The 12044-nt window shown below is 70.9% G+C and carries 9 protein-coding genes, 1 tRNA gene and 1 pseudogene; 3 read left to right on the top strand and 8 right to left on the bottom strand.

All coding sequences use genetic code 11. The features are described 5' to 3' along the window. A partial coding sequence (gene yaaA, locus PV363_RS10845) for a peroxide stress protein YaaA (protein ID WP_301022326.1) occupies positions 1 to 408 on the top strand: 408 nt, incomplete at its 5' end. Positions 409 to 557: 149 nt separating this feature from the next. On the opposite strand, the gene PV363_RS10840 is transcribed toward yaaA, so the two are convergent. The 8 genes from PV363_RS10840 to PV363_RS10805 all read right to left on the bottom strand — a co-directional run bounded on the left by PV363_RS10840 (position 558) and on the right by PV363_RS10805 (position 8306). Further along, entirely contained in the window at positions 558 to 1706 is a 1149-nt protein-coding gene (locus tag PV363_RS10840) for a bifunctional RNase H/acid phosphatase (RefSeq protein WP_301022325.1), read from the bottom strand. Then, the gene (locus tag PV363_RS10835) at positions 1703 to 2545 is read right to left on the bottom strand and encodes a C4-type zinc ribbon domain-containing protein (protein WP_220344271.1); all 843 of its coding nucleotides are present in this window, start codon (positions 2543 to 2545) and stop codon (positions 1703 to 1705) included. Before PV363_RS10835 ends, PV363_RS10840 begins: the two co-directional genes overlap by 4 nt. Then, positions 2515 to 3666 carry a Nif3-like dinuclear metal center hexameric protein gene (locus PV363_RS10830; protein ID WP_301022324.1) on the bottom strand — a complete coding sequence of 384 codons (1152 nt, stop codon included), beginning with the start codon at positions 3664 to 3666 and terminating at the stop codon, positions 2515 to 2517. The genes PV363_RS10835 and PV363_RS10830 overlap by 31 nt, the downstream gene beginning before the upstream one ends. A 10-nt stretch (positions 3667 to 3676) precedes the next feature. Next, positions 3677 to 5191, bottom strand: coding sequence for a hypothetical protein (locus tag PV363_RS10825; protein ID WP_301022323.1), 1515 nt, complete (start codon positions 5189 to 5191; stop codon positions 3677 to 3679). 276 nt (positions 5192 to 5467) lie between these two features. Continuing rightward, positions 5468 to 5542: transfer RNA gene (locus tag PV363_RS10820), tRNA-Val, on the bottom strand. 130 nt (positions 5543 to 5672) lie between these two features. Next, a complete protein-coding gene (locus PV363_RS10815; protein WP_220344268.1) occupies positions 5673 to 6134 on the bottom strand; it encodes a peroxiredoxin in 462 nt (153 codons plus the stop codon). Between the two features lie 9 nt (positions 6135 to 6143). Beyond that, a complete protein-coding gene (locus tag PV363_RS10810; protein ID WP_301022322.1) occupies positions 6144 to 7769 on the bottom strand; it encodes an AMP-binding protein in 1626 nt (541 codons plus the stop codon). A 117-nt stretch (positions 7770 to 7886) separates the two neighbouring features. Then, on the bottom strand, positions 7887 to 8306 hold the full coding sequence (locus tag PV363_RS10805) for a DUF3052 domain-containing protein (protein ID WP_220344266.1): 420 nt from the start codon (positions 8304 to 8306) through the stop codon (positions 7887 to 7889). A 250-nt stretch (positions 8307 to 8556) separates the two neighbouring features. Between PV363_RS10805 and aceE the strand changes: the two genes are divergently transcribed. Together aceE and PV363_RS10795 are read left to right on the top strand one after the other, a co-directional pair. Continuing rightward, positions 8557 to 11319 carry a pyruvate dehydrogenase (acetyl-transferring), homodimeric type gene (aceE, locus tag PV363_RS10800; protein ID WP_301022321.1) on the top strand — a complete coding sequence of 921 codons (2763 nt, stop codon included), beginning with the start codon at positions 8557 to 8559 and terminating at the stop codon, positions 11317 to 11319. 161 nt (positions 11320 to 11480) lie between these two features. Further along, positions 11481 to 12044: pseudogene (locus PV363_RS10795) on the top strand (inositol phosphorylceramide synthase); the annotation flags it as partial.

The raw sequence follows: 12044 nt of genomic DNA, 5'->3' as shown, positions 1-12044 counted from the left end.
CTCCGTCCGACGGACCGCATCCCGGCCTATCGGTTGTCGGGCAACGTGACGCTGCCCGGGCTGGGCACCATCGCGAGCCAGTGGCGCGACGAGCTCGGGCCGGTCGTCTCCGACGCGGTCGGCGACGGTCTGCTGATCGACCTCCGGTCCTCGACGTACGCCGCGCTCTGGCGACCCGACGGACCGAAGGACCGGGTCGCGACCGTCCGTGTCCTGCACGAGTCGAACGGTCGTCGGAGCGTCGTCAGCCACTTCAACAAGGCCACCAAGGGCAGGATCGTCCGGGCGCTCCTGCGCGAGGGCGCGTCACCGGCGACGGTGTCCGCGCTCGCCGCCGACCTGCGCGACCTCGGCTGGACCGTCGAGCAGCACGCGGGCCGCCTGGACGTCGTCGTGACCGAGGTCTGACCCCCCGCTCCGTCCGCGCTGTGTGCAGTTGGTCAAGGAATCCGGTACGCAATTCCTTGACGTACTGCACACAGCGGGGCGGGGACGGCCTAGCGGGGAGGGGACGGCCTGTCGGGGAGGGGAGGGACGGCCAGCCGGGGGCGGGACGGTCAGACGGGGACGACGTCGTACGCGCGCAGGGTCGAGATGCCGTCCGGCCAGACCCGCACCGTGCTCACCGACGCGGGCTGCAGCTCGAGCCGGTGGATGACCGGCATCGGTGCGTCGAGCGCCAGCCTGACGAACATCTTGATCGGCGTCACGTGGCTCACGAGCACGACGTGCTTGCCGCCGTACGACGCCACGAGCCGACGCTGCAAGCGCTGGACGCGCGCAAACACGTCGTCGTACGACTCACCGCCCGGCGGCGCCACGGACGTCGAGGCGAGCCACGCGTCGAGGGCCTCCGGGTCGCGCTCCTGGACCTGCGCGAACGTCAGGCCGTCCCACGCGCCGAACGACGCCTCGACCAGTCCGGGCTCCACGACGACCTCGACGCCGAGGTCGTTCGCCAGCACCTCGGCGGTCTCGCGGCAGCGACGCAGCGGCGAGCTCACGACGACGTCGACGGCCTCGGCGTCGGCACGGGAGACGTACGCCGCCGCACGGTGGACCTGGGCGCGGCCGACGTCGTTCAGGCCGGGGTCAGCGCCGTCGGACCCGGAGAAGACCTTCGCGAGCGTGCTGTCGGTGGCGCCGTGGCGGACCAGCGTCAACGTGGTCGGCGGATCGGCCAGCGGATCGCGCCACCCGACCATCGGGTTGCGTGACCCGGCCGGGGCAGCGGTCGCCGTCGCCCCGGGGGCCTGGGGGGCCGGGTCTGCCGCTCGGCGCCGTTTGGGCTTGCCGGCCGCCTCGTCGAGCGCGTCGTTGAGGATCGCGTCCGCAGCCTTGTTGCGCTCGCGCGGCACCCACGTCCACTCGACGCCGAACGGGGCGAGCTGCTGGGCCCGCAGGGCGAGCGGCTTCATGTCGGGATGCTTGACCCGCCACCGGCCCGCCATCTGCTCGATCACGAGCTTGGAGTCCATCCGGACCTCGACCTCGGCCTCCGGGGCGTGCTCGGCGAGGAGCTCGAGGCCGGCGATGAGCCCGCTGTACTCGGCGACGTTGTTGGTCGCGATCCCGATCGTCTCCGCCCGCTGGGCGATGACCGCCCCGGTGTCGGCATCACGGAGGACCGCACCGTACGCCGCGGGGCCAGGGTTGCCGCGCGAGCCTCCGTCGGCCTCGATGACGACGCGACGCGGCGCCGTCACAGCCCGGACTCGCCGGTCCGGACGAGGATCCGGTTGCACTCCGGGCAGCGCAGCACGACGTCGCTCGGCGTGGCGGCGATCTCGCGAAGGTCGGCACCGTTGATCTCGAGCCGGCAGCCCTCGCACCGCTTGTGGCGCAGGGCCGCGGCTCCGACGCCGCCGTGGGTGTCGCGGATCTTGTCGTAGAGCGCGAGCAACGGGTCGGAGACACGTCCGACCGTCTGGCCGCGCTCGGCACGCAGCGCCTCCGCCGCCGCGTCGAGGTCGGCTGTCGACTCCTGGAGAGCACCGAGCTCGTCGGCGATCCGTGCCTCGATCGAGGCCAGCTCTCCGGTTGCCGCGGCCAGCTCGTTCTGGGCCGCCTCGAGCTCCTCCATCACCTCGAGCTCGTCGTCCTCGAGCGAGCCGATGCGCCGGTCGAGCGCGACGATCTCGTCCTGGAGCCGCTGCAGGTCCTTGGGGCTGCCGACCTGACCCGAGTCGAGCCGGGTCTGGTCGCGGTCGCGCCGTGCCCGGACGTTGGCGACCTCGCGGTCGGCCTTGGCCTGGTCGGCCGTGAGGTCCGACACCCTGGTCTGCGCCTGGACGCTGCGCGCGTGGACCGTCTCGCGCTCCCGGCGCAGCTGCTCGAGCGTCGCGACCTGGGGCAGGGTCTTGCGGCGGTGGGCGAGCCGTGCGAGCTGCGAGTCCAGACTCTGGACGTCGAGCAGGGCAAGCTGGTCGAACGGGTCAGCCTTCAGCGTGGGCTCCTCTGACGGGTACGGACCGGTGAGTGCGTACCGCTGGACATGGCAGGTGCTCCACCGTATTACTCCGACCACCCGAGGTGCGACGTCCACGGGTCGGTCACGGCGGTCGAGACCTGGACCTGAACCGTACTCCCTCGCTCGTCGAGCCAGCCTCGCAGCCGCTCGGCCAGCACGGGCAGCCAGGTCCACTCGGCCGCCCAGTGCGGCACGTCGAGGACCGCGGGGGCGTCGGCGTGCTCGCGCAGCTCCGAGACGGGATGGTGCCTGAGGTCGGACGTGACGTACGCGTCCACGCCGAGCGAGCGCGCGCGGTCCAGGAGGAAGTCACCGGACCCGCCGCAGACGGCGACCGTGCGCACCGGCGCGTCGGGATCGCCCGCGACCCTCACGGCGCTGTGGTGGGCAGGCAGCGCTTCGAGGACCTGCGTCGCGAACCGGCCCAACGGCACCGGGTCCGCGAGGATTCCCACGCGTCCGCTGCCCCGGTCGGGATCGGGGACCTCGGCGATCTCGGTGACGGTGTAGGCGACCTCCTCGTACGGGTGGGCCGCGAGCGCAGCGGCCAGCACGGCTTCGCGCAGCCGTCGGGCAGCGACCATCTCGACGCGGGTCTCCGCGACGTGCTCGACCGCACCGACCTCCCCGATCGCCGGTGCCGCCCCCTCCCCAGGCCGGAACGACCCCGTCCCGTCGCTGACGAACTGGCACCGGTCGTAGTCGCCGACCGACCCCGCGCCCGCGTCGTGCATCGCGGAGGCGACCGCAGCGGCGGCCTCGCGGGGAACGTAGACCACCCACGCGTCGAGCGGTTCGACCGGATCGGCGTCCAGCGGCCTGAGGTCGGTGAGCCCGAGTGCACGGGCGAGCGAGTCGGAGACCCCGAGCGCCGGCGAGTCGGCGTTGGTGTGGCAGGTGTGCAGCGTGATGCCGTGGCGTACGAGGTCGGTGACCACCCGGCCCTTCGGGGTCGTGGCCGCGACCGAGTGCACGCCCTTGAGCAGGAGCGGGTGGTGCGTGACGACGAGGTCGGCCTCGAAGGCGATCGCCTCGTCGACGACCGCGCGTACGGGATCGACCGCGAGCAGGATCCGACGCAGCGGGGCGTCGGGATCACCGACCGACGTGCCGACCGCGTCCCAGGAGTCGGCGTGGCCCGGTGGGTACCACCTGTCGAGGAGGGCGATGACGTCGTGGACTCGCAGGTCGCTCACGCCCGTCAGCCTACGACCCCGGTGTCGTCCGTCCGTACAGCGCAGGACACCACGACGTCCCCGACCCGACGTCGCGCTCGACGTCGGAACGCAGGTAGACGCGGTGCCCGCAGACGTCGGCGACCTCGCGGTATCGCGTCGCGACCACCCGGTTGAACGCGTCGGTGTCGATCCCCCACCAGGTGAAAGACCCCATCTCCACCAGCCACTCCGGCGCCTCGGGGCCGGCCAGCAGCGCCGTCATCTCGTCGAGATCGGGGTCGAGGACGCGGACGGGCAGGCTCCACGAGTAGGGGTACGGCGCGAACAGCCCTGCGACCCGCAGGACCTGCGGCGAGCCGTAGGCGACCAGGCCCGCGTCGCCGGGCTCGGTCCGCTCGCCGATCCACTCCCCCACGGCCGTGCCGCTCGTCGGCCGGCCCTCGAGCGCTGCGGGAGTTCGCCACGCCACGGCCACGAACGTGGCCACGAGGGCCAGGGCGACGGCCACACGCGTGGTGCGCAGGAGCCCGCTGCGCACGGCGAGCGCCGCACCGAGGGCCAGCGGGAGCGCGAGCTGGAGCGCGTAGTGGCGCCACCAGGACCCACCGCCGACGATCCCGACAACGGCGCAGGCCAGGACCGCGAGGGTGGCGACCGCGACCGGCCGGCGGCGTTCGCGGACCGCCCCCCACACGGTCAGGACACCGAGGAGGAACGCACCCGTTCCCACGAGGGCGAGCACGAAGAGGCGCATCCGCAGCTCGGGCGCGACGGAGCTCGAGCTGATGATGACCTCCGCCGCCTGCTCGCGGAAGCCGTACATCGCCTCCCAGAACCCCCCGAGGCCGGGTCCGGTCACCGCCCAGACGAGCGTGGCGAGGAGCGGCAGCGAGGCACCGGCCGCGCCCGCCGCCGCCAGCTTCCAGCCACGGCGACCGCTCAACGCCCAGAGCACCGCGGCGAAGACCAGTCCGTCGACGACGTTCTGCTTCATCAGCACCGCCACCACGCCGGTGACACCCGCCCCGGCCGCGAGCGCCGCGCGCACCCGTGGAGACGTCACCTCGTACGCCGCGGCGAGCGCGAGCGCGACGGTGACCGCGGCGAAGACGACCGCCGGGAACACCGTGGCCATGCGCGGCCCGCTGAACGCCGGGGTGGAGGTCACCGCGCACATCACCAGCGCGGCGGCCAGCGCGCCGCGCGTGCCGCCGACAGCTCGTCCCGCGTACCAGGCGGCGGCGACCGCGACGAGGGCGAGCACCAGCGCCACCAGGCGGAGTGCGACCCGGTCTCCGAGGGAGCCGGAGAGCAGATCGGCGAAGCCGAAGAGGAGGATCAGGCCGGGAGGACGGTCGACCCACTGGTTGCCGTACAGCGAACCGTCCGTCGTCCCCCACTGGTGGGCGACGAGAAGGAACCCGCCCTCGTCCGAGGACAGCGGCGCCCACAGGTACGGCAGGCGGAACGCGGTCGTGAGCGCCAGCACCGCGACGAGGACCGCGCCACGTCGCCTCTCGATCCGGTGGACAGCACGACGCACCGTCGACCACATCGCCGGTGCGTCCGCCCCGCGAGTCTGCGCGCTCAGTACTCGATCACCACCCCGATGTCCCACTCCGTGATCGCGAGCGGCGCCGTGACGTCAGTGACGGTCGCGGCAGGCATAAAGTCGGGCACGTCTCCCCCTGGTGACAGTGTGCGGCGTCTCCGACCATAACCGCCGCGACCCCGCGACACGACCGCTAATACGTGGCATCAGGCTGCGCGCACGACGAGAGCCCTGCGCACACAGGCAACGGGGCTCTCGTGGGATTCGTGGTGGGCGCAGAGGGGATCGAACCCCCGACCGCCTCGTTGTAAGCGAGGTGCTCTACCGCTGAGCTATGCGCCCGACGCCGCGCGGCGCTCCAGAGTATCGGATGGCGCCCTGGATGAAGACAGAGGCGTGGCCGCTGGCGTCTCGGGTCACCAGCGGCCACGCGCTCATCAGTCTTGCACAGATCCGGGTCTGCGCGGCAGGATCATGCAGAGATTTCCTGCAGTGCGCCGAGGTAGCCGGCAAGGTCGCGCGCGTCGGGAAGTCCGTTCTCGATCTTCCACCGCACGACACCCTCCTCGTCGACCAGGAAGCTGCCTCGCAGCGCACACCCACGGTCGGCGTCGAAGACCCCGTACGAGGTCGCGACCGCACCGTGCGGCCAGAAGTCGCTCAGCAGCGAGAACGTGAGCCCGTCCTTCTCGGAGAAGGCCCGCAGAGCGAACATCGGGTCGCACGAGATCGCCAGCACGTCGGCATCGAGCTCGTTGAACGCAGCGAGGTTGTCGCGCAGCTCGCACAGCTCGCCGGAGCAGATCCCGCTGAACGCGAACGGATAGAAGACGAGCAGCGTCTTCTTGCCGCGGAGCGCCGAGAGGGAGACCTCCTCGCCGTGCTGGTTCTTGAGGGTGAAGTCAGGGGCCGTGGTCCCGATCTCGATCGTCATGGAGGGAAGTCACTCGCTCTCGTCGGTGTGGGTCAGCCGGCGCTTCAGGATCTTGCCCGTCGCGTTGCGCGGCAGCTCGTGCAGGAAGCGTACTTCGCGCGGGACCTTGTACCGAGCGAGGCGCTCGCGCACGTAGAGCTTGAGGTCGTCCTCGGTCACGTCGTGCCCCGGCCGCAGGGCGACCCAGGCCAGCAGGCGGTGCCCGAAGTCGACGTCCTCCACGCCGACGACGGCGACCTCCAGGACGGCCGGGTGCCTCGCGAGACAGTTCTCGACCTCTTGCGGATAGACGTTCTCCCCGCCGGAGACGATCATCTCGTCGTCACGGCCCTCGACGAAGAGCAGACCGTCGCGGATGGTGCCGACGTCGCCGGTCGACATCAGACCGTCGACGACCTCCTTGCCGCCGCCGTGCGTATACCCCTCGAACGGCAGGCCGTTGCGGACGAAGATGCGTCCGCTCGAGCCGGTCGCCGGACGCCCCTCGGTGTCGTAGAGGGCGATCACCGTCGCGATCGGTGGTGCACCCGCCGTGCCGGGGTGCGCGCGCATCTCGGCGGGTTGCGCGATCGTCACCCACGCGCACTCGGTCGAGCCGTAGGTGTTGTAGAGGTTGTCGCCGTACTGGTCCATCCACGCGGTCGCGAGGTCGCCGGGAAGCGACGAGCCGCTGGCCGCGACGATCGTGAGTGCGCTCAGGTCGTAGGAGTCGAGCTCTTCCTTCGGCAGCTGGAGCGCGCGCTGCAGCATCACCGGGATGACCACCGCCGCGTCGGACCGGGTCCGGGCCAGGGTGTCGAGGAAGTCACGCGGTGTGAAGCGGCGTCGCAGGACGAGCGTGGACCCGAGGAGCATCGCGAGGTTGAGGTGGCCCCATCCCCAGGTGTGGAACAGCGGGGCCGCCACGTGGACGGTCATCCGCGCGCGGAGCGGGATGCGGGACAGCAGCGCGGCTCCGGCGCTGAGCGAGCCGGACCCCCTGGCCGCGCCCTTCGGCGCTCCGGTCGTGCCCGAGGTGAGGATCACGGAGCGGCCCTCGCGCCGCGGGGCCGGCAGGTCGGTGCCGGGGCGGGTGCTGACAAGCGATCCGACGGTGCCCGGACCAGGAACGTCGGCCCAGGCGACGACGCGGGCTGCGTCCGAGGGTGCCGACGCCACGACGTCGGAGAACTCGTCGTCGTGGACGATCGCCGCCGGCTTCTCGCGCTCGAGCAGCTCGCGCACCTGAGGGCCGGAGAACGCGGTGTTGAGATAGAGGACGTCGGCGCCGAGCCGCGCGACGGCGATGGCGGTGATCACGAACCAGCGGTGGTTGCGAGCCATCAGCGCGACGCCGTCGCCCTCGCCGACGCCCAGGTCGGACAGCGCACGGGCGAACGCATTGGCCTGGGCACCGAGATCGGCGAAGGTGATGGACCCGAGATCGTCGTGGATGGCGACGGCGTTGGGGGTCCGCGCGGCGAGCGAGGCGTAGCCGCCGGCCAGACCGGTGCCCCAGCGGGCCAGGGCCCGCCCGACGCCGACGAGGGCACGGGGACCGTACGGTCGGACGACGCCGCACGTGGCGAGGGAGGCGAGAGTCAGCGCGGATGCAGCGGCGGGGTGCTGGCCCGGTCCGCGGAGCTGGTTCGTCATGGTGGTACCTCGGAAGTCGGGGGCACGTGGCCCTTAGTGTAACCATGAGTTACACCAAGGAGAACCCGCGCTCCTCCGGCGTCGGCCACCCGGCTTCGCGCCACCCGGCGCGACGAGTCAGCGCTTGTGGGTGGACAGCTTCGTCGCGGCCCAGTCAGGGCCTGCCGACGCGGTCGTCGTGGTCGACAGCCCTGCGATCGGAGCTGCCTCGGCGATGTCCCCGTTGTCGACGTACCCGGGTCGGCCGACCTTGGGCGTCAGGAGCCATACGGTCCCGCCCTCGGCAAGGTCTTGGAGCGAGTCCATCAACGCGTCGGCCAGGTCGCCGTCGTCGTCCCTCCACCAGAGCACGACACCGTCCACGACCTCGCCGTAGTCGCCGTCCACCATCTCGCTGCCGATGCGACTCTCGATCGCTTCACGAAGCGCGTCGTCGACGTCCTCGTCCCAACCGAGCTCCTGGACCACCATGTCGGGCTTGAAGCCCAGACGGTCCCCATGCCCCGGACGGTCCGCGTCCTGCGCGGTGGCGCTCACCGATGCCTCCCCAAGTGATGTGTTCCCAGGCTTCTTCCTGCCTAGGCGCCACACACTAGCGGCTCTCGGCGAAGGTGGGGCAGGGAGCGCTCCGCAGAGCCCTTAGGTCCGCCCGGAGGGGCGGCTACTCGCGGGTACTGGAACGCAGTGGAAAGATGGACGGCGGACGGCAGGCGACCCACCTGGAGCCGTCGACAGCGTTGCTGCCCACATCCGGCGCAGTCGCGATCTCGCGAGAAAAGGATTCGAAGTGGCCCAGTCATCCGACCGGCCCCCCGTCATCCACGAGGGCCTCCCGTCCCAGCTTCCCGACATCGACCCGGACGAGACCACAGAGTGGCTCGAGTCCTTCGACGAGATGGTCGAGGGACGGGGCCGCGGACGCGCGCGCTACATGATGCTGCGCCTGCTCGAGCGGGCCCGGGAGAAGCAGGTCGGGGTCCCCGCTCTCACCAGCACCGACTACATCAACTCGATCCCGCCCGAGCGCGAGCCCTGGTTCCCCGGAGACGAGGACGTCGAGCGACGCATCCGCGCCTACATCCGGTGGAATGCCGCCGTCATGGTCTCGCGGGCCAATCGAGAGGGCCTGGGCGTCGGCGGGCACATCGCGACGTACCAGTCCGCAGCCAGCCTGTACGAGGTCGGCTTCAACCACTTCTTCCGCGGCAAGGACCACCCGGGCGGCGGCGACCAGGTCTTCATCCAGGGCCACGCCTCCCCCGGCATCTATGCCCGCGCGTTCCTCGAGGGTCGCCTGACCGCCGAGCAGCTCGCCAAGTTCCGCCAGGAGGTCAGCCATGGTCCGGGCAAGGGGCTCGCGTCCTACCCGCACCCCCGGCTGATGCCCGACTTCTGGGAGTTCCCGACCGTCTCGATGGGGTTGGCGGCACTCAACTCGATCTATCAGGCGCGGTTCAACCGCTACCTCCAGAACCGCGGCATCAAGGACACCAGCGAGCAGCGCGTGTGGGCGTTCCTCGGCGACGGCGAGATGGGCGAGCCCGAGTCCCTGGGCGCGATCGGACTCGCCGCCCGGGAGGAGCTCGACAACCTCACGTTCGTCATCAACTGCAACCTGCAGCAGCTCGACGGGCCGGTCCGAGGCAACGGCAAGATCATCCAGGAGCTCGAGTCGACCTTCCGCGGCGCCGGCTGGAACGTCGTCAAGGTCATCTGGGGTCGCGAGTGGGACGACCTTCTCGCCCGTGACGTCGACGGCGTCCTGGTCAACCAGATGAACCGCACGCCCGACGGGCAGTTCCAGACCTACTCGATGGAGGACGGCGCCTACACGCGCGACCACTTCTTCGGGGCCGACCCGCGGCTGCTCAAGATGGTGGAGCACCTCACCGACGACCAGATCTCCAAGCTGCCGCGCGGTGGTCACGACTACCGCAAGGTCTTCTCCGCCTTCGATGCGGCGATGAACCACACCGGGCAGCCGACGGTGATCCTCGCGCAGACCATCAAGGGCTGGACGATCGACGCGCTCGAGGGCCGCAACGCGACCCACCAGATGAAGAAGCTCACCAAGGCCGACCTCAAGAAGTTCCGCGACCGGCTCTACCTGCCGATCAGCGACGAGGAGATCGACGGGTCCGAGCTCGCGCCGTTCTACCACCCGGGCGAGGACTCCGACGAGATGCAGTACATGCGGGAGCGTCGCCGTCAGCTCGGCGGGTCGCTGCCCAAGCGCGTCGTCCGGGCCAAGCCGCTCGAGCTGCCCGGCGACGCGACGTACGCCGAGCTGCGGGGCGGGTCCGGCAACCAGCCGGTCGCGACGACGATGGCCTTCGTCCGCCTGCTGCGCAACCTCATGCGCGACAAGGGTGTGGGCTCGCGCGTCGTGCCGATCGCGCCGGACGAGTTCCGGACGTTCGGCATGGACTCGATGTTCCCGACGGCCAAGGTCTACAACCCGCACGGGCAGTCGTACGAGTCGGTCGACCGCAGGATCCTGCTGGCCTACAAGGAGTCGACGTCCGGCCAGCTCCTTCACGAGGGCATCAGCGAGGCCGGCGCCGTCGCCTCGATGACCGCCGCCGGATCGGCGTACTCGACCCACGGCGAGCCCATGATCCCGGTCTACATCTTCTACTCGATGTTCGGGTTCCAGCGCACCGGCGACTCGCTGTGGGCGATGGCCGACCAGCTCTCGAAAGGCTTCCTGATCGGCGCGACCGCCGGTCGGACCACCCTGACGGGCGAGGGACTGCAGCACGCCGACGGCCACTCGCCGCTGCTCGCCCGCACCAACCCCGCGGCTGTGCACTACGACCCGGCGTTCGGGTTCGAGATCAGCCGCATCGTCCAGAACGGCATGGAGCGGATGTACGGCTCCACCGAGGACCACCCGCACGGCGAGAACATCTTCTACTACCTCACCGTCTACAACGAGCCCATCGTCCAGCCCGCCGAGCCCGAGGGCCTCGATGTGGACGCGCTGCTGAAGGGGATGTACCGCTACCGCGAGGCACCCGAGCGTGGCGAGGGGACCCCGCAGGCGCAGATCCTCGCTTCCGGCGTCGCCGTGCCGTGGGCGCTGGAGGCGCAGCGGATCCTCGCCGAGGAGTACGACGTCCGAGCCCACGTCTGGTCGGTGACGTCGTGGAACGAGCTCGCCCGTGACGCCGACGCTGCAGAGCGGGCGACCTTCAACGCCCCCGGAGACGAGCCTGCGACGCCGTACGTCACCAGGGCGCTGGCCGATGCCCACGGCCCGGTGTTGGCGGTGACCGACTACATGCGTGCCGTCCCCGACCAGATCGCCCGCTGGGTGCCCCAGCCGTGGACGTCCCTCGGCGCGGACGGGTTCGGCTTCGCCGACACCCGGGCTGCCGCGCGGCGGTTCTTCCAGATCGACACCGCGTCGATCGTGGTCGGCGTCCTCGAGGCCCTGGCCGCCAACGGCGAGGTCAAGGCCGAGACGGCGGCAGAGGCGTACGCACGGTTCCGGCTCGATGATCCGACCGCGGTCGCCGACGTCCCCCAGGAGGGCAGCGACGCCTGAGGGCGGCGGCACGGACGCGGTGGTGACCCCCGGCACACAAATTGGTTGCCGGGGGTCAACCCCCCGTCCTCTAAGATGTCCCCATGGCCCCCCGTGACGATTCGACGCCGGACAGCGCCACGGCAGGGTCCACGAGCTCGAGAGCGAGGGGTGGTCCGGTCATGGTCGAGACCGCGACACCGCCGGCGCTGCGACGGACCCCGACGTGGGTTCGCATCCTGCGCTGGCCCTACACCTTCCTGGTCGCCTTCTCGATCGCCGTGGGCGGTTTCACCATCTGGGCGTCCTACTACCTCGACCTGCCGATGCGGGACCCGGAGGGCTTCCTCGGGCCGGCCTACGTCCGGCTGCCGATGCTCGGGCTGCTCTTCATCGGCGGCGGCCTCGCCGTCCAGGCGTTCCTGCAGACCAGGAGTCTTCGGGGCCTGCGGTCCCGCGTCACGACGATCGTCCGCACGGAGTGGAGCTGGAGCCGGCTCATCCATGCCGCGCTCGGCCTGATCGCCTTCTACATCTCCTACGTCAGCTATCGCAACCTCAAGAGCTTCCTGCCGATCGTGCGCGAGGAGGTGCTCCACGACGCCGACCTGATGAAGATGGACCACTGGCTCTTCTTCGGTCACTACCCGGCACTTGTCCTGCACGACGTCCTCGGCACGGGGTTCATCGCGCTGATCCTGTCAACGATCTACGTCTCCTACCTGATGCTGACGCCGGTGTCGCTC

The sequence above is a fragment of the Mumia sp. genome, assembly GCF_028803055.1.
In the GTDB taxonomy this organism is placed as follows: Bacteria; Actinomycetota; Actinomycetes; order Propionibacteriales; family Nocardioidaceae; genus Mumia.
This window is presented reverse-complemented; position numbering and strand designations above follow the sequence as displayed.